The organism is Blautia sp. St.27G3, from assembly GCF_059728505.1.
This window is the reverse complement of record NZ_BAAGFO010000002.1, coordinates 164,048-183,949: the sequence shown is the minus strand read 5'-3', so window position 1 is coordinate 183,949 and position 19,902 is coordinate 164,048. Positions and strand designations below refer to the sequence as shown.

The 19,902-nt window shown below is 47.4% G+C and carries 25 protein-coding genes; 24 read left to right on the top strand and 1 reads right to left on the bottom strand.

The features are described from left to right. Window positions 1-5 precede the first annotated feature (5 nt). From AC6I2O_RS10445 to AC6I2O_RS10335, 23 genes are all read left to right on the top strand, one after another. Window positions 6-956, top strand: a complete 951-nt coding sequence (locus tag AC6I2O_RS10445) for a phage tail family protein (RefSeq protein WP_497742603.1) — start codon at window positions 6-8, stop codon at window positions 954-956. A 2-nt stretch (window positions 957-958) separates the two neighbouring features. Continuing rightward, complete coding sequence (locus AC6I2O_RS10440; protein ID WP_497742602.1) at window positions 959-2,005, top strand: siphovirus ReqiPepy6 Gp37-like family protein; 1,047 nt, start codon at window positions 959-961, stop codon at window positions 2,003-2,005. 19 nt (window positions 2,006-2,024) lie between these two features. Beyond that, the gene (locus AC6I2O_RS10435; RefSeq protein WP_497742601.1) at window positions 2,025-3,500 is read left to right on the top strand and encodes a hypothetical protein; all 1,476 of its coding nucleotides are present in this window, start codon (window positions 2,025-2,027) and stop codon (window positions 3,498-3,500) included. Window positions 3,501-3,524: 24 nt separating this feature from the next. Beyond that, on the top strand, window positions 3,525-4,037 hold the full coding sequence (locus AC6I2O_RS10430; protein ID WP_497742600.1) for a hypothetical protein: 513 nt from the start codon (window positions 3,525-3,527) through the stop codon (window positions 4,035-4,037). Further along, the gene (locus tag AC6I2O_RS10425) at window positions 4,034-5,137 is read left to right on the top strand and encodes a phage major tropism determinant (protein ID WP_497742599.1); all 1,104 of its coding nucleotides are present in this window, start codon (window positions 4,034-4,036) and stop codon (window positions 5,135-5,137) included. The genes AC6I2O_RS10430 and AC6I2O_RS10425 overlap by 4 nt, the downstream gene beginning before the upstream one ends. Before the next feature lie 52 nt (window positions 5,138-5,189). Further along, complete coding sequence (gene avd / locus AC6I2O_RS10420; RefSeq protein ID WP_497742598.1) at window positions 5,190-5,585, top strand: diversity-generating retroelement protein Avd; 396 nt, start codon at window positions 5,190-5,192, stop codon at window positions 5,583-5,585. Between the two features lie 326 nt (window positions 5,586-5,911). Continuing rightward, window positions 5,912-6,964, top strand: coding sequence for a reverse transcriptase/maturase family protein (locus AC6I2O_RS10415; protein ID WP_497742597.1), 1,053 nt, complete (start codon window positions 5,912-5,914; stop codon window positions 6,962-6,964). Between the two features lie 66 nt (window positions 6,965-7,030). After that, window positions 7,031-7,342, top strand: a complete 312-nt coding sequence (locus AC6I2O_RS10410; protein ID WP_172495955.1) for a serine/threonine protein kinase — start codon at window positions 7,031-7,033, stop codon at window positions 7,340-7,342. A gap of 61 nt (window positions 7,343-7,403) precedes the next feature. Further along, window positions 7,404-7,646, top strand: a complete 243-nt coding sequence (locus AC6I2O_RS10405; protein ID WP_135990101.1) for a hypothetical protein — start codon at window positions 7,404-7,406, stop codon at window positions 7,644-7,646. Window positions 7,647-7,649: 3 nt separating this feature from the next. Next, window positions 7,650-8,930 carry a glucosaminidase domain-containing protein gene (locus tag AC6I2O_RS10400; protein ID WP_497742596.1) on the top strand — a complete coding sequence of 427 codons (1,281 nt, stop codon included), beginning with the start codon at window positions 7,650-7,652 and terminating at the stop codon, window positions 8,928-8,930. A gap of 219 nt (window positions 8,931-9,149) precedes the next feature. After that, complete coding sequence (locus AC6I2O_RS10395; RefSeq protein WP_251206850.1) at window positions 9,150-9,290, top strand: protein phosphatase; 141 nt, start codon at window positions 9,150-9,152, stop codon at window positions 9,288-9,290. Window positions 9,291-9,387: 97 nt separating this feature from the next. Then, window positions 9,388-9,606 (top strand): type II toxin -antitoxin system TacA 1-like antitoxin, encoded by a 219-nt coding sequence (locus tag AC6I2O_RS10390; protein ID WP_497742595.1) that lies wholly within the window; start codon window positions 9,388-9,390, stop codon window positions 9,604-9,606. A gap of 339 nt (window positions 9,607-9,945) precedes the next feature. After that, window positions 9,946-10,470: a hypothetical protein gene (locus tag AC6I2O_RS10385; protein ID WP_497742594.1), complete on the top strand. Its 525-nt coding sequence runs from the start codon at window positions 9,946-9,948 to the stop codon at window positions 10,468-10,470. 62 nt (window positions 10,471-10,532) lie between these two features. Next, a complete protein-coding gene (locus tag AC6I2O_RS10380) occupies window positions 10,533-11,567 on the top strand; it encodes an IS30 family transposase (RefSeq protein WP_497742593.1) in 1,035 nt (344 codons plus the stop codon). 176 nt (window positions 11,568-11,743) lie between these two features. Beyond that, window positions 11,744-12,049, top strand: coding sequence for a 50S ribosomal protein L21 (gene rplU / locus AC6I2O_RS10375; protein WP_120392065.1), 306 nt, complete (start codon window positions 11,744-11,746; stop codon window positions 12,047-12,049). Window positions 12,050-12,098: 49 nt separating this feature from the next. Further along, window positions 12,099-12,428, top strand: coding sequence for a ribosomal-processing cysteine protease Prp (locus tag AC6I2O_RS10370; RefSeq protein WP_120392064.1), 330 nt, complete (start codon window positions 12,099-12,101; stop codon window positions 12,426-12,428). A gap of 2 nt (window positions 12,429-12,430) precedes the next feature. After that, window positions 12,431-12,718: a 50S ribosomal protein L27 gene (gene rpmA / locus AC6I2O_RS10365; RefSeq protein WP_120392063.1), complete on the top strand. Its 288-nt coding sequence runs from the start codon at window positions 12,431-12,433 to the stop codon at window positions 12,716-12,718. 100 nt (window positions 12,719-12,818) lie between these two features. After that, complete coding sequence (gene obgE / locus AC6I2O_RS10360) at window positions 12,819-14,111, top strand: GTPase ObgE (protein WP_497742592.1); 1,293 nt, start codon at window positions 12,819-12,821, stop codon at window positions 14,109-14,111. A gap of 20 nt (window positions 14,112-14,131) precedes the next feature. After that, on the top strand, window positions 14,132-14,437 hold the full coding sequence (gene yhbY, locus AC6I2O_RS10355; protein WP_120392061.1) for a ribosome assembly RNA-binding protein YhbY: 306 nt from the start codon (window positions 14,132-14,134) through the stop codon (window positions 14,435-14,437). A gap of 54 nt (window positions 14,438-14,491) precedes the next feature. After that, a complete protein-coding gene (gene nadD, locus AC6I2O_RS10350; RefSeq protein ID WP_120392060.1) occupies window positions 14,492-15,121 on the top strand; it encodes a nicotinate-nucleotide adenylyltransferase in 630 nt (209 codons plus the stop codon). 35 nt (window positions 15,122-15,156) lie between these two features. Continuing rightward, on the top strand, window positions 15,157-15,747 hold the full coding sequence (gene yqeK / locus AC6I2O_RS10345) for a bis(5'-nucleosyl)-tetraphosphatase (symmetrical) YqeK (protein ID WP_120392059.1): 591 nt from the start codon (window positions 15,157-15,159) through the stop codon (window positions 15,745-15,747). A gap of 1 nt (window position 15,748) precedes the next feature. Further along, on the top strand, window positions 15,749-16,111 hold the full coding sequence (rsfS, locus tag AC6I2O_RS10340; protein ID WP_120392058.1) for a ribosome silencing factor: 363 nt from the start codon (window positions 15,749-15,751) through the stop codon (window positions 16,109-16,111). Window positions 16,112-16,124: 13 nt separating this feature from the next. Next, window positions 16,125-16,925, top strand: a complete 801-nt coding sequence (locus AC6I2O_RS10335) for an SseB family protein (RefSeq protein WP_120392057.1) — start codon at window positions 16,125-16,127, stop codon at window positions 16,923-16,925. A 61-nt stretch (window positions 16,926-16,986) separates the two neighbouring features. Here the strand turns inward: AC6I2O_RS10335 and lexA are convergent, their stop codons facing one another. Next, the gene (gene lexA, locus AC6I2O_RS10330) at window positions 16,987-17,604 is read right to left on the bottom strand and encodes a transcriptional repressor LexA (RefSeq protein ID WP_120392056.1); all 618 of its coding nucleotides are present in this window, start codon (window positions 17,602-17,604) and stop codon (window positions 16,987-16,989) included. Between the two features lie 208 nt (window positions 17,605-17,812). Here lexA and AC6I2O_RS10325 point away from each other — a divergent pair, with 208 nt between their 5' ends. Further along, entirely contained in the window at window positions 17,813-19,837 is a 2,025-nt protein-coding gene (locus AC6I2O_RS10325; protein ID WP_497742591.1) for a DUF1002 domain-containing protein, read from the top strand. Window positions 19,838-19,902 lie beyond the last annotated feature (65 nt).

The following is a 19,902-nucleotide window of genomic DNA, read 5'->3' as shown; positions in this document are numbered from 1 at the left end:
ATCCAGTGTCGGACATTAAAGTGATATGCACAAGCGACAAGAACGTGGCATTGACCTTTACCTGGGACGGGTTTACCCCGTTCCACCTGGTAGACATAGAGGGCATATACGGGATTGAAAGCAATGTGGTAACAAGCGAGAACACCACCACGGACGGAAGCACCTACCAGGGGGCAACGGCAAAGGAAAGAAATATTGTGCTGACCGTGGAAATGGACCAGGACTATAAGGAGAACCGAAACCTTTTATACCGCACGTTCCCCATAAAGCGGACCGGGACCATGCAGTATATAGAGGACGGGGAAGCCAAGACCATTGATTATGAGGTTGAAAACATCCTACCGGGAGCCACAACGGGAGTGGTGCGTGACTATACCATTTCCCTAAAATGCACGGACCCGTATTTCAAGGACCTGGCAGACATTGAAGTGGTGATGGCTTCATGGGTGAGTGATTTCTTTTTCCCGGCGTGCTTCCCAAAAGAGGGCGTTATATTTGGGCACCGGGAGGCGGAACTTGTAAAGGAAATCGAAAATGACAGTGGAGCTGACAATATCGGAATCGTGGTAATCTTCCATGCGGACGGTGCCGTGAAGAACCCGGCCATATACCATGCCGAAAGCGGAGAGTTCACAAAGGTTGGGTATGCGGAGAACAGTTTCACCATGGCATCCGGCCAGTACGTCATCATAAACACCTATACGGGGAAAAAGAACATATACCTTTTGGACGGCGTGACCCAGGCGGAGATTGAGAACCACAAGAACACTTACGGGGTGATTGATTGGGATGCCGTGATTGAGCGGTACGGGACCGTGATAAATGAATACCTGGATGAAGATGGGGACTTTATACAGTTGCAGGACGGGACAAACACCCTTACCTATTCGGCGGACGAGGGAGTGAACTACCTTTCCATATCTGTATATTACAGAATTTCATATTTGGGGGTGTAGGAATGGAGATACACGTCTATGACCGCAACCTTAGACGGTTGGGGCACATTGAGAACCACACGTCCCTACAGTGGCACAGAAAATATTATGAATGTGGGACATTTGAACTTCATTGCCCGGTGACGGCGGAAAATCTTAGGCTTTTGAAGCCTGGGAACGTCATAACCAAAGGGGACAACAAACTGGAAGCCGCCGTGATACGGGGGGACCAGACGGAAGAGGAAAGCACGCTTGTAAATGAGATTACCAGGAACGGGAAGTTTCTTCCCGTGTACCTGGGGGACCGGCTGACCGGGCCGCTTTTCAATTACAGCGGAACCGTGGAAGATGCCATGCGCTTTATGTTGGGCAGGATGGCAGCAGTCCCCCTATTGCAGATTGCGGAGGGGACCGGGGACAAGACAAAAATACAGTTCCAGGCCACTTACAAGAACGTCTTGGAATACCTCACCAAACTGGCGAGGTATGCGGAAATCGGGTTCCGTGTGGTGCCGGATTTCAAGAAAAAGACCATGACATTTGAAACCTACAAGGGGATAGACAGAACCCAGGCACAAGGGAAGAATCCCAGGGTCATCTTTTCGGAAAGCTACGATAATCTGAACCAGGCAAAGCACAATTACAGTGACGAAAGCATGAAAACAAAGGTAATTGTGGGAGGGGCCGGGGAGGGGTTAAACCGTGTCTATGTGACCGTGGGCGGCGGCAGCGGTTTTGACTTACGGGAAGTGTTCCTGGATGCAAAGGACATAAACAAGGACGAACTGACGGAAGCGGCATACCTGGCCGCATTGCGGACCAGGGGGCAGGAATACCTAAACGAAAACAAGGTATTTGAAAACTTTGAAGCTGAAGCCGAAGCGGACGTGAATTTCACCTACCAAAAAGATTATGACCTGGGGGACGTTGTGACCGTCAAAAAGAAAAAATGGGGCACGTCACAGAATCTACGGATAACGGAACTTTGCGAGGTTTACGAATACGGGGGGATGTACGTTGTTCCCACGTTTGGGGATGCCCTGCCCACGGCAATAAAATGGGACGATTAGGGGAAAGGAGGAAAAGACAATGGCAGTAAGGGGTTTCTTCTACAACGCCACGGATTTGAACGATAAGGAGCGCAGATACAACGGCCAGGACATGAACGAAGATAAGGCACCTTTCTACAAAGAGGGCGTTGTATACGGCCATTTGCAAGTCACGGCAGGGGACGGGATGGAAGTAAGGGTGGACGGCGGAAGCCGCAAGGGGTACGCCTATATAAATCTTCACACCATACACAATACCGCCGTCCTGCCGCTTACCGTGAGCCAGGCAAGCGGAACGCTTCCGAGGATTGACCGGGTGATTGTGCGGAATGATGAAACGGAGCGCAGGCCGAGCATATTCATCCGGGAGGGGGCATTTTCAAGCAAGCCGCAGCCGCCGGGGCTGATAAACAATGACGTAATCCAGGAAAAGAGCCTGGCCCGTGTCTATGTGAGGGCCGGGGCGGTGGCGATTACCCAGGCGGACATAACGGACGAAAGGGCGGATGATTCCGTGTGTGGGTTCGTGGCTTCACAGTTCAAGGAACTGGACTTCTCACAATTCCTTTCACAGTTCAATGCCTGGTTCGCAGAGGTAAAAAAGGCAATGGAAAAAGACCATGCCGCCTTTGTGAAAGAGTATACCGAACTTATCCGGGATTTCACGGATGGCCGGGAAGCTGATTTGGAAAAGTTCAATGCCTGGCTTGACAAAGAGAAAAAGGCAATGGAAAAGGACCGCCTTTCCTTTGTGGAAGAATATGCCGTGATGACAAGGGATTTCATGGAAACCCAGGCGGCGGAATGGGAAAAGTGGTTCCAGGGAAAGCAGGATGAACTTGCCGGGGACGTGGCCGGGAAATTGCAGTTGCAGATTGACGGCCTTAGAAAGAAAGTCCACAATATGGCGTTCAAGCTATGGATTGCCTACCGCCTGGAAAGCATCCAGGAAGCCGTGACCGTGACCCTTTCCAACGTGACAACGGGGAGCATCCAGACGGCGGACTTCACGGAAAGCGGCATTGGATTCTACATCACGGAAGCCGGGGAGTATACCGTGAGGACCAACAAATGGGGCGTTGTGGCAACGCCTAACAGATTTACAGTTGATAATGTGGACCTGATGCACACAATGACCGTTTCCTTGCGTGACGGGGCGGATAGGGGCTATATCGGCAACTATATGGGTGCCTACATCCAAAGGCAGACGGTAAGGATTTATATTGCATATCTGTTGGAGGGCATCCAGGGGGCCGTAACCCTCACCCTTACCAACACCACAACGGGGAGGGTGCAGACGGCGGCGGTTTCGGAAAGCGGCGTTGGCTTCCATATCCAGGAAGCCGGGGACTATATCGTGGAAACGGACATGGAAGCCGTGATGCCCATACCAAGGACGTTTTCCGTTGGAAACGTGGACTATATGCCGCCAGGGCATACAATGACCGTTTCGTTGCGTGAGTGTGCCAATATGGCCTACATAGGCAACTATATTGGAACCCATATATTAGGCTAAAAAGAAAGCGAGGTAAGAAAGAGGATGAAAGGATTTCCAAAAGTAATCAAAACGAAGTCGGACCTGGTGAACACGTTCAAGATGGCGAAGAAAGGGAGCCTTAAAAAGGCGGATTGGTTGGAAGCCGTGGCGAAACTGGAAAACCAGAACTGGATTATGTGCCCGGTCATCAATCTGTCAGAGGACAGAAAGGCGGTCACAATCATGTTCTGTGCCGAAGCGGCAGCAGGGCAGAGGGTCAAGAACGGGGCGGTATATCCGACAATACAGAGCGTTGAAACGGTGGAGGTAGGGAAAAGTACCACCGACACGGAAAACGCCGCCACAGAGGGCCAGGAAGCGGCCAGGGAGGGCACGGAGAGCGGCCAGGCGGCAGCAGGGCAGCAGAACACCATAACCCACACCATACTGAACCTTTCCAAAGCCGTGAATATCGGCACAACGGAAATCGGCATCCCGGCGGCGGTATCGTTCTATGACCGCCTGGGGATTTCCAAAGAGGAAGTGGAGGAAATGAAAGGAGAATTGGAAGCATGAGCAGATTATTTGTGTATGACGAAAATATGTTGGATGAACGGGCGAAGATTACCGTTGCCAAGATGGCGGCCATTTCTGATATTGTGGCCCCGGAAAAGGCGTACATCCAGTACAGCGGACGGGGAGAAGTCACGGTGATTGCCGGATGCGTGATTGCGGTGGGCGAAACGTCCGTGTTCAAGACGGCGGAAACCGTACTTTCCAAGGAGAACCTGGACCAGGGAAGCGATTTCGCACATGGCAATGATTATTATATCTATATATGTGACCCCGGAACGGACAACCAGGATGAAAAGTATCTGATTTCCTTAAATTCCACATTCCCGGACGGCGAGGGATGGGACGATACAAACACCCGTAAGATTGGCGGATTCCACTATGGCCGTGTGAGGAATACGGATGAATACGGCAGGCCAATCAATACATCCGGGGCGGTGAGGGGTGCCGGATGGGAGGGGAATACCCGTGTGGACATTATCCCTAATTCCGTATGGACCACGAAGCACCGCCCTAAATGTGACCCGTCCGGCATGGTATACCTGGGGAACGCTTTATGGGGTGACATTTACCTTTCCAGTGATGACGGGGCCAATGGGTTGCAGTCTGTATATTGCGGCACGCCTATCACGGGCACGGAGGGCCTTAACTGGTATATCGCAGGGGAACGGGCAAGGCGTGTGGGGAAACATTTGCCGGATTACATGGAATTTACAGTGGCAGCAGACGGAAGCCCCCAGGGGTTGGACGATTCCAACACAAACGGGTGGACGGCAACCGCAAACAAGGCAAGAACCGCCGTTGGGAACATTGCAAACGCCGTGAGTGCCTTAAATATATGTGACCTGGTGGGAAACGTGTGGAAATGGCTGAATGAACTGATACATGACCCTACGGCAACCACGGGAGCGTGGCAGGACCCCATGGCCGGGCAGGGTTACGGTCAATTGTGGATGTATTCGGCAACGGGCTTGCGCGCCCTCATTGGCGGCGGCAGTTGGGTCGACGGCGTGCGTTGCGGTTCACGGGCCGTCTATTGCAACGATTACCCGTGGGGCGTGGCCGCGTACATTGGCGTGTGGTGCGTGTGTGACAGTCTGTAAATCTGTTGGGGACGGGCGGAAGCCCGGCCCTGGCTTTTGAAGAGGTGGGAAAATGGCCCAGGGAAAAGAAACCGAAAACAAGCAAATGAACGGTTTCATGGAAAGCATGAAACTATTCAAAAAAGTTTATGATTTCCTGGTTTATATCTTTCCAATCTTAGGACAGCTTCCGAAGTTTGAAAAGTTCGCATTGCAGCTATACATAAAGCAGTCACTTTTTGAACTGGTAAAGAACATAATACGGTTCAGAAAGACGGGAACGAAAAGCCATATCTATGCGGCGGACGTGGAACTGGAATTTATCCGGGTGCTGATTCGGCTTGCATATGACTTGAAATATTCGGCGGTGAACAAACACCGTTATGAAGTGGCAAGCCGGAAACTGGCAGAGGTAGGGAAGATATTAGGCGGCATTATCGGAGCCGTGAAAGATGGGAAATGGAAATGATAAATAAAATTTGGGGAAACTGTTAATTCGCACCTGGCCGGGCTTGCACGCCCTCATTGGCGGCGGCAATTGGAACAACGGCGTGCATTGCGGTTCACGGGCCGTCAATTGCAACAATTACCCGTGGAACGTGAACACGAACATTGGCGTGTGGTGCGTGTGTGACTAATCAACTTTGCAGACTTAGGGGCCTACGGGCTACTAGCAAGATTTATCAATCATTCTGATAAGTCAGACGGTTTTCCCGTTCCGGCGTTTTGTCCGGACAAAATAGAAAAGGCACCGCCTTTTGAGTAGAAGAATATTTGAAAATTGGTAGGGCAAAAATGAACACAGTTAAGGGGCTACATGAAAAAATGTATACCTTTGACAATGCCAATACATCATTCAAGAAAGCCGCAGAGAATAAGCGGTTCAATGAAGAGGTATTGGCATTTTCCATGTCAAAGGAGGATGAACTGTTTAGGGCGTGTGAGGAATTGGAAACCCTCACCTATGAGCAGGGGGACTATACCGTTTTCAAGGTATGGGAGCCAAAGGAGCGGCTTATCATGGCATTGCCGTTCTATGACAGAGTGGTGCAGCACATGATTGTGAACGCCATAGGGCCGGTATTTGAACAGAGGTTCTATACCCATTCCTATGCGTGCCGTGAGGGGAAAGGGATGCACGCCGCAAGCAACCAACTGTATCAATGGATGTATGAATTGATGACGGTTGCAGGATTGCGGCTATACGGCTTTAAAGGGGACATAAGCAAATACTTTGCATCCATTCCACATGACGAACTGAAAAAGGAAAATAGGCGGTACATAGGGGACAAGAAAGCCCTCTTCCTTATGGACAGTATCATTGACAAGAACGGGATATTGCCGGACGGCGTGGGCATCCCCGTGGGGAACCTCACAAGCCAGTTGTTTGCCAATGTGTACGGGAACCGCCTGGACAAGTTCGTGAAACATACCTTGCACATCAAGTATTACATCCGATACATGGATGATTTTATCATCCTTTCCCAGGACCTGGCACAGCTAAAGGAATGGGTAAAGAGGATTGAAGAGTTTTTGGAAGAGGAAATGAAATTACATATGAACCCCAAAAGCACCATTCTTTATGCAGGGAACGGGATTGATTTTTGCGGATATATCCACCACCCGGAATATAGGAAAGTCAGAAAGGCATCCGTCCGGCGGCTGAAAAATGACGTGAAGCACCTGGAAGCCGGGGAACTGGACCGTGAAGCCTTTGAACGGAAATACAAAAGCCGCCTGGGGCACATGGGGCACGCCGACACATACCACGTCACAAAGGCCATAGAATATGAATTGCTGTTTTGGGAGTGGGAGCAGAGGGAAAGCGGCCTTTTAGTCAAGGCGTAAGTGGGTCAGAATTTGAACGCCATGGGCGGTATGATACGGATAAAGCTATTCATGGAGGGTAAGGAAATGGATTTACAAACACTGATTCTTGCAATGAGTATTCCGAGTGCGGTAACTGGATTCTGTTTCTGGCTTATTGAAGAGAAAATCAAGAAGCAGCAGAAAGAGAACGAGGAAAAGGAACGGGTCCGGGAGAAAAGCGAAGTCTTAATCATTAAAAGCGTGATGGCATCAATCGCCCTGGGGGAAGCAACCGCCACGGCCCTAAAGAACGGGCACGCAAACGGGGAAACGGAAGCCGCCTTGCAGTATGCCAGGGAAATAAAGCATGAGCAAAAGGACTTCTTAACGGAGCAGGGCATCCGGGGGATTTATTAAAAGGCATCCACACCCAAAACGGGTTTGGAAATATAAAGAAAGGCGAAAGGAGAAATGGACAATGAAAAATGTAAATTGGGTAAGGAAACTTACAAGCCGTAAGTTATGGACGGCGGCGGCTTCCTTTGTTTCCATGATGATTGTTGCAACGGGAGGGACGGAGAACACCGCCGCCCAGGTAACGGCACTTATCATGGCCGGGGCATCCGTTGTGGCCTATATCATTGGCGAGGGCTTGACAGATTCGGCCAATGCCGGGATTGAAGTAGGCGTGGAAATCGAGGATGCGGAAAAGGAAGTGTAAGGGATGGAAAAGCAGGATTTCATAAAAAAGGTTGCCGGGTATGTGCAGAAATACGCCGCCGCATACGGGATTTCCGTGCATAGCCCCATTATTGCCCAGGCAGTCCTGGAAAGCGGATGGGGGGAAAGCCGCCTGGCGGCGGTGTACCATAATTATTTTGGGCTGAAATGTGGGACAAGGTGGACCGGGAAGAGCGTGAACCTTAAAACCATGGAAGAATACACGCCGGGAACCCTTACGCAGATTAAGGACAATTTCCGGGTGTACGGCAGCATGGAAGAGGGCGTGAAAGGGTATTTTGATTTCATCCAGTTGGAAAGATACCAGAACCTTAAAGGCATCACGGACCCGGCGGAATACCTGGAAACCATCAAGGCGGATGGGTACGCCACAAGCAGCAGATATGTGGAAAATACCATGCGTATTGTTTCACAGTATGATTTACAGCAATATGACGTGAAAGGGGAAATGGGTATGGCAAAGACAGCAAGTGCCGCCCTGGCCCAGGCAAGGGAATGGATTGGCAGGAATGAAGCAGACGGAACCCACAAGGGCATCATAGACGTATACAACGGCCACAAGCCGCTTGCAAGGGGCTATAAGGTAAAATATACGGATGCCTGGTGTGCAACCTTTGTTTCTGCCGTTGCTATCAGATGCGGATTGACGGAAATCATCCCGACCGAGTGCGGATGCGGCCAGATGGTAGAATTATTCCGTGCCATGGGGGAGTGGCAGGAAAGCGATAGCAGAACGCCGGCCCCTGGGGATGTGATTTTCTATGATTGGGACGATTCCAGGACCGGGGATTGTATGGGATGGCCGGACCATGTGGGCATTGTTGAGGGCGTGGACGGCGGAAAAATCACCGTCATTGAGGGCAATAAAAACAATGCCGTTGGCCGCCGGGTCCTGGCCGTGGATGGTCGATACATACGGGGGTATGGCGTTCCCAGGTATGAAGAGGAAAGCGGAGCGGATGCCGCCGGAAGCGGAGCAAAGAGCGTGGCCGCCGTTGCAAAGGAAGTGGTTGCCGGAGCATGGGGAAACGGGACGGAGCGGAAAGAACGCCTTACCGCCGCCGGGTACGATTACCAGGCCGTCCAGAGCCAGGTAAACGCTTTACTGAAAGGGAATGAAAAGCCCACAAAGAGCGTGGCGGAGGTTGCCAGGGAAGTGATTGCCGGGAAATGGGGCAACGGAGCAGAGAGAAAGAAACGCCTGGAAGCCGCCGGGTATGATTACCAGGCCGTCCAGGACAAGGTAAACAGATTATTGAAATAATCTGTAAAAAACCGCCTTTTGGAGAAAAAGGCCAAAGCAAGGAACAATGATATGTCACGGGATAGGGAACACGTCAAAACGGACGTGTTCCTTTTTCGTGAAAATTTTTTAGGAATATGTCGGAATATGTATTGACATATGCCGACATATGTTATATAATAAAGACAGTTAAGGGAGATACTTAACAAATACATGGGCAAGCATAGAAAGGAAGAGCGTATGGACGAAGAAATGAACACAAGCGAACTGTTAAAAGAAGTCGTTGAGGAAAACCAGACAAGAAAGATTCTTGAAATCTTAAATGACTGTAAAGACCTTGCGGAAGCAAAGGAAAAAGTAAAAGCCTTACTTAATAAGTAAGACCAAAGGGAACCAGAAAGGGCGGTGGACTTGCCAAAGCCGCCCAATCTGCTACACGCAATTATACACCATTTGGCAAGGGAAAGGAAGAGTGAATTTGCCGGAAGAAAGGTTGGGACGTATGCCAAGAGCAAAAAGCGGAGAATTTAACCAGATTGCTTACCAGAATGAATTTAACAAGAAAAACTATGACCGCATAGAAATTAAGGTTCCAAAAGGGAAAAAGGCGGTCATAACGGAAGCCGCAGCGGCAGCAGGACAAAGTGTAAGCCAATATATCACCCAGGCCATTGATGCACGAATGAGCCTGGATTAAGGTGCCGCCCCCCAGGCAGCAGGATAGCCGCCGGGGGCAACTAAAACGGCCATGCCAACCATGGGCGGCGTGAGGGTCCAAAGCCCCTATAAACTGTTGATGGGTTGCACTGGTGCAGAAAGTACCTACCAGGGAAGCGTACACGCCTATTCTTCCCAGGTAGGCCGGGAACTAGAAAACCATGCCACGCCCCGGTGAAGTTATCCGGCGTTTAAAAGGTTGTACGATAACACCCGGTATATTGCAAGCTGTCATCCTATAAGCCATAGGGCGTGATATGGACGGATGGCCGCTTGCGGTATGCAAAACCACAGATTCATACAAAGGGAGGAACTTAACATGGGAATCTTAAAAAATCTATTCTCTAAAAAGCAGGAAGAGCCGACACCGACACCACCGCCCCAGGAGGAACCCAAAAGGCCGAAAGGGATAATCAAGACACAGCGGCATAAACTGGACAATGTGGAAGCCCACATGGAAGAGATTATGGAACTTGTGGAGAAAAACGAGGACTATAAACTTTCCAAAAAGGAAATCATAGAAAGCGGCCTAGAGGATGAAAAAATCTATGAGTATAAGCTATCCGAAAAAATAGAACTTTTGTTCGGGGGGGGGGGAGAACCTATTCAAGCCTTTGTGGGTAAGGTATGTATTGGAGAAATAAAGAAAGGCAGCAGGGCAAAGGTTAAAAAGCTGATAGAAAGCGGAACTATCCAGAAGATTGAAGCGGAGGTTTCCGGCGGAAATTATAAAATAGTGCGGTATGACAGCGGCAGGGACAAATATTATTATGATTCGTTAGAAGATGCGTTTTGCATCACCATTGAAATCACTTACCGGGAAGAGATTAAAGAGGATGTATAAAAAATAGGACATTGGGCGGCACGGATTCTTTCCGTGTCCGTTTCTTTTGGAGGGATGATTTCATGGGGAAGCACTTAACTAAAAATGATAGGATAAAAATGGAAACAATGCTTAATTCCGGCCATAAGGTAACGGAGGTTGCGGCATATTTGCACGTTCATAGAAGTACCATATACCGGGAAATCAAAAGGGGAGAATATACGCATAGAAATAGTGACTATACCGAGGAAGTGAGGTATAGCAGCGATTTGGGGCAAAAGAACCATGATTGGAACGCCCAGGGGAAAGGGCGTAGCCTTAAAATTGGGAACGATATGCCTTTAGCTGAATATATAGAGGATAAAATTGTAAACGATAAGTACAGCCCGGAAGCCGCATTGGCCGCAGCGGCCCAAAGTGGGATTGAGTTTAAAACCTCTATCAGTGTGAGGACTTTATATAGATATATAGATAATGGTATCTTCCTTAAATTAACCAATAAGGACCTGCCGATAAAGGGGAAGAGGAAAAAGCATAATAAGAAAGTTAAGGTGCAGAAAAGGGCATCCGCCGGGGAGAGCATAGAGAACCGCCCGGAGGAAGTAAAGGACCGGGAAACCTTTGGACATTGGGAAATGGACACGGTAAAGGGCAAGCAGGGCATTACAAAGTCATGTATGCTTGTCTTAACAGAGCGAAAAACCAGGGATGAAATCATTATTAAGATGCCGGACCAAAAGGCAGCAAGCGTTGTGGAAGCTCTGGACCGGTTAGAAAGGAAATGGGGGGATATGTTCCCTAAAGTCTTTAGAAGCATAACCGTGGACAATGGGGTGGAGTTTGCAGACTATGAGGGGTTAGAACGGTCCGTATTGCGTGATGGGGAAAAGAGGACCTTTCTTTTCTATTGTCATCCATATAGCAGTTGGGAGAGGGGCACAAACGAGAATAGTAACCGCCTTATCCGCCGTCATATACCAAAAGGGGAGGACTTTGAGGAAAAGCAGGATAAGGACATAGAGTATATAGAAACCTGGATAAACAACTATCCCAGGGGGATTTTGGGGTTTAAGACTTCCGCCCAACTCTTTGAAGAGGAAATCAAGAAACTGGCCTAAATTTTTTCAAAAAGTTGTTGCATAACTATTGACAAAATGCAAATCCTGTTGTTTCTTTGAAAAAACATTGACTCTGCCTACAATATATGCTATTTTATTTAAGTATGCCGCACAAAGAGGTACAAGTGTCCTCGGACCACCGAATTTGGCGAGTAATGATAAACAGGAGGTGCCATATGTACGCAATTATTGCAACAGGTGGTAAACAGTACAAAGTAGCCGAAGGCGATATCGTTAACGTAGAAAAGCTGGGTGTTGAAGCTGGTGAAACTGTTACTTTTGACCAGGTACTTGCAGTAAAAGATGACGCACTGAAGGTTGGCGCAGATGTTGCAGCCGCAACCGTTACCGCAACCGTTGTCAAGAATGACAAAGCGAAGAAAGTCATCGTTTACAAGTATAAGAGAAAAACCGGTTACCACAAGAAAAACGGTCACAGACAGCAGTACACACAGGTTAAAATTGAAAAGATCAATGCTTAAAAAATTAATGCTTAAATGATTAATTTTTGATTGAAAAGAGCTAATTGACATGATTCAATTCACAGTGTGGAAATCCAGAGATCAGTACAGGGGTTTTGAGAGTGCCGGTCATGCCGGATATGCAGCGATGGATGAAGATGATATTATCTGTGCTGCGGTTTCTGCTCTTACCATTAATGCGGTAAATTCCATTTCGTGTTTTACCGAAGATGCGTACGAGCTGGAGCAGGCAGAGGACGGCGGCTTTCTCCGGATTTATTTTCCGGAAGAGCCGGGCGAAAAAGTATCCCTGCTGATGGACAGCCTTGTTCTTGGAATCAGGAACATTGAGGCTGATTACGGAAATGAATATATTACCTTAAGAGTTGAGGAGGTGTAACTATGTTAAAGATGAACCTTCAGTTCTTCGCTCATAAAAAGGGAGTTGGTTCTACTAAGAACGGCAGAGATTCCGAATCCAAGAGACTTGGAGCAAAGAGAGCAGACGGACAGTTCGTAAAAGCTGGAAATATTCTTTACAGACAGCGCGGAACAAAGATCCATCCGGGTCTGAATGTCGGACGTGGCGGTGATGATACTTTATTTGCTACAGTAGACGGCGTTGTTCGATTTGAAAGAAAAGGAAGAGACAGAAAACAGGTTTCTGTACATCCGGTAGCAGCAGAATAATTTTCGCAGGCTTCAAATCCGCATGTGGTTTGAAGCCTTCGCTTTATCAGAAAGTACTAAAAATAAAGGAGTAAATCTTTACCAGAAAGCAGGTGACACGATGTTTGCAGACAGAGCGCGCATTATCATACGTTCCGGAAAGGGCGGAGACGGGCATGTCAGCTTCCGCAGAGAGCTTTTCGTGCCGGATGGCGGCCCGGATGGCGGTGACGGAGGAAAAGGCGGAGACGTTATTTTTGAAGTGGATGATGGTTTGAATACACTCGTTGATTTCCGACACCGCAGAAAATTTTCGGCACAGGATGGCCAGGAGGGCGGCAAACGCAGATGCCACGGCAAAAATGGCTCAGATATCATTTTGAAAGTGCCGGAAGGTACGGTAATCAAAGAAGCGCAAAGCGGTCAGGTGATTGCCGACATGTCCGGAGAAAACAGACGCCAGATCATTTTGACAGGCGGCCGTGGTGGAAACGGAAACATGCATTACGCAACCTCCACCATGCAGGCACCCAAATATGCACAGCCGGGCCAGGAATCCAAAGAGCTGGAAGTTTTTCTTGAATTGAAAGTGATTGCAGATGTCGGCCTTGTCGGTTTTCCGAATGTTGGAAAATCCACACTTCTATCGAGAGTTACGAACGCAACTCCCAAGATTGCCAATTATCACTTTACGACACTTTCGCCGAACCTCGGTGTTGTCGATCTGGATGGCGGCGGTTTTGTGATTGCGGATATTCCGGGATTGATCGAAGGAGCTTCCGAAGGTGTCGGGCTTGGCCATGAATTTCTGAGGCATATTGAGCGGACGCGTGTCATGATTCATATGGTAGATGCAGCTTCCGTGGAAGGACGCGATCCGGTTGATGATATCTTAAAAATCAATTCAGAACTGGAAGCCTACAAAGAAGAGCTCGCCAAGCGGCCTCAGGTGATCGCCGCCAACAAAATTGACGCCATTTACAGCGAAGAGGAAGATCCGGTACAGCGGCTGCGGGAAGTGTTTGAACCGCAGGGAATTCCGGTATTCGCCATTTCGGCGGTCAGTGGCCAGGGCCTGAAAGAGCTGTTATACCATGTACAGCAAATGCTTCGTGAGCTTCCACAGGAGAGGATTGTATTTGAGCAGGAATACGATCCCGAAGTACAACTCGTCGGAGAAAATCTGCCGTTTACTGTACAAAAATCCGAGGAGGAAGCGCGTGTTTATATCGTGGAAGGGCCGCGGATTGAAAAGATGCTCGGATATACAAATCTTGAGTCAGAAAAGGGATTCCGGTTTTTCCAGAACTTCCTCAAAGACCTTGGAATTCTGGAACAGTTAGAAATGCTCGGCATCGAGGACGGAGATACTGTAAAAATGTATGGACTTCAATTTGATTATTATAAAGAGTAGAAAGCGCGAAGGAGGATATCATGACAAGCAAACAACGCGCATATTTAAAAAGTCTCGCTATGACAATGGACCCTATTTTTCAGATAGGAAAGTCCAGTCTTACGCCTGAAAATACAGCTGCTATACAGGAAGCACTGGATGCCAGGGAGTTGATTAAGGTCAGCGTACTTCAGAACTGTCTGGACGACCCGAACGAACTGGCCCAGACAGTGGCAGAACGGACTCATGCTCAGGTTGTTCAGGTTATAGGAAAGAAAATTGTTCTGTACAAAGAAGGCAAAGAGAATAAGAAAAAAATTGAGTTGCCAAAAGCGGGAAAAAAATAAAAGCTGCCAGCCTAAATTTACCGGTCGTACAGCAAATCTGTAAGAGGAAGTCACATGAATTCTGAAATAAGACACCGTATCGGTATTATGGGAGGAACCTTTGATCCAATTCATATCGGACATCTGATTCTGGCGGAATGCGCGTATGAGCAGTTTCAGCTTGAGTCAGTGCTTTTTCTTCCTTCCGGCAATCCTCCTCACAAAAAACATCGACACGATGGCGCCTCTGACCAGGAACGTCTGGATATGACGGCGCTTGCAATTCGCGATAACCCACATTTCACCTTGGACTGTGAGGAAATGCTCAGAAATGGTTTTACCTACACCTGCGAAACGCTGCGCCTTATGAAAGAAAAGCACCCGGATACAGATTACTATTTTATTATGGGTGCTGATTCCCTGATGTCATTTGACAGCTGGAAACATCCGGAACTCATCAGTGCCAGCTGTATTCTTTTAGTTGCAGTCCGTGATCAGCTTGAAACAGAAAAAATGCAGGAAAAAATGAAAGAGCTTCATGCAAAGTTTGGTTCCAGAATCTTTCTACTTGGCACACCAAATCTTGATATATCCTCCACGAAGCTTCGAGAGTGCCTGCGTCAGAAACGGTCTGTCAGATATTTTGTGCCAGATCCGGTATTAGACTATATAAAAATAAAACAGATCTATCAGGATACTGAATAATTTCAACAATTATTATGCGCAAAGGATGAGGTATCATGTCCAATTATAATCTCGTGAAAATGCAGAAAAAATTGAAAAAATATATTGATGAAATGCGTTTTCATCATACGCTCGGAGTGATGTACACGGCCGCCTCACTCGCAATGTGCCATGGGGAGGATATCGAGCGCACTCAGGTGGCTGGCCTTCTCCACGACTGCGCAAAATGTATTCCAAACACAAAAAAACTAAAGCTGTGTGCGCAGAAAAACATTCCGGTCTCTGAAATCGAGCAGAAATCCCCCTATCTTTTACATGCACGTATCGGTGCATACATTGCAAGAGAAAAATATCATGTAGAAGATCCGGAGATCCTCAGCGCGATTGAATTCCACACAACCGGAAAAGCAGAAATGACACTACTGGAAAAGATTATTTTTATTGCAGATTATATAGAGCCAATGCGGAACAAAGCCGCCAATCTTCCTGAAATCCGTTCTCTGGCATTTCGGGATATTGATCGCGCTGTATATCTGACTATGCGCGATACCATTATGTATCTCGAAAAAGAAAAAAGCTGTCTTGATAATCAGACCATTGTAGCATATAATTATTATAAAGAGCTTGTCGAAAAAAAGGAGGCATAACATGACAGATTCGAAAGCCAAAAAAATGGCGCGTATTGCATACCACGCGCTTGAGGATAAAAAAGCAGTCGATATTAAAATTATCAATATCGAGGAAGTTTCTGTTCTGGCGGATTATTTTATTATTGCTTCCGGAACAAACCGTAATCAGGTACAAGCACTTGCAGACAATGTAGATGAGGCGCTCCACAAAGCTGGTTATCCGGCAAAACAGACGGAAGGGTACCGCACGGCAAACTGGATTTTACAGGATTTCGGCGATATTATCGTGCATGTTTTTGATTCGGAAAACAGGTTGTTTTATGATTTGGAACGCATCTGGTGCGACGGCAAACAAACCACCATTGATGAATTAAACGAATGACAGGAGAAAAGAAATGGCTATGGATAAAACATTTTTAATTAAAAGCATCCAGAAAAAAGAGAGCATGATTGTCGCATACTGTGCTTACACAAATATGCCCCTCGTAGTATGTGATCCGGAGACCTTCAATGACCAGGTATGGATTTTTGACGATGAAGCACAGCTTCAGGAATTTGCGAAGCCATACACGGAAAAAAAGGTTCTGTTAAAAGGAATGAAATACCTAAACCCAAGTTTCCTTGGATTCTTTTCCATGCTCTATACAATTGGCGTAAACGAGCTTGTACTTGTAGGAGAGGGCGGTAAAGAAACATTGGAGCTTTCTGAGCTTATCCGCAAACCGGATTTTTCCAAGCTTCCAAAAGAACAGCAGCCGCTTCAGAATGAACAGCTTCAGCTTACCGGTCTGTATTTTATGCAGGAAGCAGCACGGCCGGTTCCGAACGAAGAAAAAGAAAATCTGAAAGAGCTGGAAGAAGAATTTGCCGCCAATCTGGTAAAGAGTCGCTATATCGTACCGATCGAGCTGCTTGAAGGACCCGAGAGTGATACGGAGAAGCTACAGAATCGAAAGTACAAGCTGCCGATTCTCAAGAATCAAAAAGAAGAGATTATGCAGCCGATTTTTACGGACGCCACAGAACTTGCCAAGTTCAACAAGGACAATCGTTTTAAGGCTCTGTCTGTGCCATTCGCAGAGCTTTCCAAGCTTTTAATTAAAGATTCCAACGGATATATGCTGAATCCGGCAGGATTCCATATCGCAATGCCAAAGGCATTGCTGGAAGGATTATTGAAGAGATTCCAGGCATAAATAACCAAAAATGGAACTGTCACATCGTAACATCAGATTGTGGCAGTTCCGTTTTTTTGCTTTAATTAAAAAATCGAAAGACTCCGAATACCTTTCCAAGAATCTGACAATCCTCTACGATAATAGGCTCCATCGTGTCATTTTCCGGCTGAAGACGGTAATATCCGTCCTCTTTATAAAAGGTTTTGACCGTCGCAGAATCTTCTACGAGAGCTACGACCATCTCACCATTGCGTGCGGTCGACTGCCGCTGCACAATGACGCTGTCTCCGTTGAGAATGCCTGCGTTTATCATGCTCTCGCCTTTTACTTTTAAAATAAAGCTCTGCGCGTTCGGCATGAGTTCAGATGGTACAGGGAAATAGCCCTCAATATTCTGCTCAGCCAGAATTGGCTGGCCGGCAGCAACGGTACCTATAATCGGCACATTGACCATTTCTCGTCGTACCATCTGGAACGAATCATCCAAAATCTCAATCGCTCTCGGCTTAGTGGGGTCCCGGCGAATATAACCGTTTTTCTCAAGTGACTCCAGATGGGAGTGCACAGATGAAGTCGATTTCAGGCCTACTGCCTGACAGATTTCACGTACTGCAGGCGGAAACCCCCGCTTGAGAATTTCATTTTTTATATATGCCAGAATCTCTTCCTGCTTTGCTGTAATTTTTCTATCGGACATGGTATTTCCTCCCGTACATATGTTTCCCTCAGTATATCATATCTTTCAAAAAAAAGCAAACAAATGTTTCCTTTAATAAAAGGTTAATAATTCCATACATTTTGTTTTCTTGTTTTACCAGACAACTGGTGTTATAATCTTTCCTAAGAGCGGGGCTTTTGCCAATCGGCTCACAGAAAAGAGAAAGCTCAGAAAGCGAGGAGAGTATATGAAAAGAAAATTTTTAGCAGTGCTTACCAGCGTAATCTGCCTGGCCGCAGCTGTTCCGTCTACATCTGTTTATGCAGACGGTCGGAAAGTGCTGACTCTGGGAGCAGATCTGAATGACCAGCAGAGAACAGCCATTTTAAATTATTTTGGTGTAAATGGTCAGAATATCCAGACACTTACCATTACAAATCAGGATGAAAGAAACCATCTCGGATCTTACGTTCCGCTTGAGCAGATTGGCACACGTACATACAGCTGTGCTCTTGTCAGTCCGACAAACTCAGGCGGTATTCAGGTAAAGACAGCAAACCTCTCATGGGTTACGAGTAATATGATTGCCACCACCCTTTCCACATCTGGTGTTGTGAACTGTGATGTACTTGCGGCAGCTCCGTTTGAAGTATCCGGTACTGGAGCACTCACCGGTATTATTATGGCATACGAAACAGCCGTAGGCATCAACCTCGACACGACCAAAAAAGAAGTTGCCACAAAAGAGCTGATCACTACAACCAACATTGCAAACAATATTGGTCAGATTCAGGCAACAGAAATCGTTAATGAAAGCAAAAAGCAGGTAATACAGGGAGATGTCATCAGCGACAATGACATTGATATTATTATTAACGAAGTAGCAGACGAGCAAAACATCAGTCTCAGTGAAGAAGACCGCGAGATGCTCAGAGATCTTCTCACCCAGATTGCTCAGCAGGATTATGATTACGAGCAGATGAAGGAGACACTTGAAAGAGTGGAATCCAATATGAACGATCTTCTTGCAAAGCAGGAAGGCGATGAAGAGTACGAGGAGTCTGATCCGGAAGAGGATGAAACAGAGACGCTTCAGACAGCAGCTCCTGACAGTATTTTGAATCAGACAAACGATGATGCGCTTGGCGGCGGCGTGATTATTGACGCGACAGATCCGACGACTGTTCCGGAAACGGAAGCTCCTGCACAGACGGACCCGAGCAGCGGATTTGAGATTTTCAATTCAGACTCCTACAGTGATCCGAATCCTGAGATTCCGGCTACAGATGGCAGTGGAAGCACACTGAATCCGGATACAGAGACCCCGGCTACTGATGGCGAGATCACACTGAATCCGGATACAGAGACCCCGGCTACTGATGGCGAGATCACACTGAATCCGGATACAGAGACCCCGGCTACTGATGGCGAGATCACGCTGAACCCGGATACAGAGGCTCCGATTCCGGACGGCGAAATTACACTTGAACCGGAAACACAGGCTCCGGACGCGGAACTTCCGAATACGGATGACGGTGTGCTGGACGGAGGCTTTGATATCGGTGTTGAGACGCCGGATGAGACTGCTCAGCCAATTTATACGTCAGAAATGGTATTTGCCCCTATGACATCTGCGGAAAACAACTATGCATCCTATTTTGCCGGCCAGAATGAGCTGAATATCTATCTTCCAAGAACAGATATTACAGCCGGTACAGGTTCCCTTTCCGTAAATAATTCTGCTGATTATTCTGTACTTGAAACAGTAGAATTCGATGATACATCCAAAGTTCTCATTCAGCCAATGACTTCCGAAGAGTTGATGGAAAAGAGCTGGACAGAAGGTACAAAGATCACAGTGTATCTGAGCAAGCCACTCGGTCAGGCATCCAATTACTACGTAACGCTCTCAGAGGATTCACTTATGACAACCGATGGCAGCGCACACTCAGAAGCTCTTTCTGAGCCATATTGGACCATTCAGACAACAGAGTATGGCTTCTATATTGACAAATCCGAAACATCTGCCGGTATTACAGCAGGAACTACTGCGTCCGGCCAGATTATGATGGATGGTACGCCGGCCACTTATGCAGTCATTCAAAATACAGATCCGAATATGGTTGGTTTTGACACTACAGAATTCTATGCTTCCGGTTCTTTTAATGCAACCTTTTATGCAGCAGGAAAGACTACTTTCCAGGTAGCATTTTATGATGCGGTAGATGGCAATCTGCTGAATACGATTGATTATACGATAACGGTACGATAATAGGTATCAGCATGCTCTCAATGCTTCAGAATCGTGGCATTGAGAGCATTTATGTAAGAGCATAT

What these genes read in the sequence shown, in the direction of transcription:
- AC6I2O_RS10440 (WP_497742602.1), top strand. Translation starts at nt 959, where the DNA reads ATGGAGATACACGTCTATGACCGCAACCTTAGACGGTTGGGGCACATT.
- AC6I2O_RS10435 (WP_497742601.1), top strand. Translation starts at nt 2,025, where the DNA reads ATGGCAGTAAGGGGTTTCTTCTACAACGCCACGGATTTGAACGATAAG.
- AC6I2O_RS10430 (WP_497742600.1), top strand. Translation starts at nt 3,525, where the DNA reads ATGAAAGGATTTCCAAAAGTAATCAAAACGAAGTCGGACCTGGTGAAC.
- AC6I2O_RS10425 (WP_497742599.1), top strand. Translation starts at nt 4,034, where the DNA reads ATGAGCAGATTATTTGTGTATGACGAAAATATGTTGGATGAACGGGCG.
- avd (WP_497742598.1), top strand. Translation starts at nt 5,190, where the DNA reads ATGGCCCAGGGAAAAGAAACCGAAAACAAGCAAATGAACGGTTTCATG.
- AC6I2O_RS10415 (WP_497742597.1), top strand. Translation starts at nt 5,912, where the DNA reads ATGAACACAGTTAAGGGGCTACATGAAAAAATGTATACCTTTGACAAT.
- AC6I2O_RS10410 (WP_172495955.1), top strand. Translation starts at nt 7,031, where the DNA reads ATGGATTTACAAACACTGATTCTTGCAATGAGTATTCCGAGTGCGGTA.
- AC6I2O_RS10405 (WP_135990101.1), top strand. Translation starts at nt 7,404, where the DNA reads ATGAAAAATGTAAATTGGGTAAGGAAACTTACAAGCCGTAAGTTATGG.
- AC6I2O_RS10400 (WP_497742596.1), top strand. Translation starts at nt 7,650, where the DNA reads ATGGAAAAGCAGGATTTCATAAAAAAGGTTGCCGGGTATGTGCAGAAA.
- AC6I2O_RS10395 (WP_251206850.1), top strand. Translation starts at nt 9,150, where the DNA reads ATGGACGAAGAAATGAACACAAGCGAACTGTTAAAAGAAGTCGTTGAG.
- AC6I2O_RS10385 (WP_497742594.1), top strand. Translation starts at nt 9,946, where the DNA reads ATGGGAATCTTAAAAAATCTATTCTCTAAAAAGCAGGAAGAGCCGACA.
- AC6I2O_RS10380 (WP_497742593.1), top strand. Translation starts at nt 10,533, where the DNA reads ATGGGGAAGCACTTAACTAAAAATGATAGGATAAAAATGGAAACAATG.
- rplU (WP_120392065.1), top strand. Translation starts at nt 11,744, where the DNA reads ATGTACGCAATTATTGCAACAGGTGGTAAACAGTACAAAGTAGCCGAA.
- AC6I2O_RS10370 (WP_120392064.1), top strand. Translation starts at nt 12,099, where the DNA reads ATGATTCAATTCACAGTGTGGAAATCCAGAGATCAGTACAGGGGTTTT.
- rpmA (WP_120392063.1), top strand. Translation starts at nt 12,431, where the DNA reads ATGTTAAAGATGAACCTTCAGTTCTTCGCTCATAAAAAGGGAGTTGGT.
- obgE (WP_497742592.1), top strand. Translation starts at nt 12,819, where the DNA reads ATGTTTGCAGACAGAGCGCGCATTATCATACGTTCCGGAAAGGGCGGA.
- yhbY (WP_120392061.1), top strand. Translation starts at nt 14,132, where the DNA reads ATGACAAGCAAACAACGCGCATATTTAAAAAGTCTCGCTATGACAATG.
- nadD (WP_120392060.1), top strand. Translation starts at nt 14,492, where the DNA reads ATGAATTCTGAAATAAGACACCGTATCGGTATTATGGGAGGAACCTTT.
- yqeK (WP_120392059.1), top strand. Translation starts at nt 15,157, where the DNA reads ATGTCCAATTATAATCTCGTGAAAATGCAGAAAAAATTGAAAAAATAT.
- rsfS (WP_120392058.1), top strand. Translation starts at nt 15,749, where the DNA reads ATGACAGATTCGAAAGCCAAAAAAATGGCGCGTATTGCATACCACGCG.
- AC6I2O_RS10335 (WP_120392057.1), top strand. Translation starts at nt 16,125, where the DNA reads ATGGCTATGGATAAAACATTTTTAATTAAAAGCATCCAGAAAAAAGAG.
- lexA (WP_120392056.1), bottom strand. Translation starts at nt 17,604, where the DNA reads ATGTCCGATAGAAAAATTACAGCAAAGCAGGAAGAGATTCTGGCATAT.
- AC6I2O_RS10325 (WP_497742591.1), top strand. Translation starts at nt 17,813, where the DNA reads ATGAAAAGAAAATTTTTAGCAGTGCTTACCAGCGTAATCTGCCTGGCC.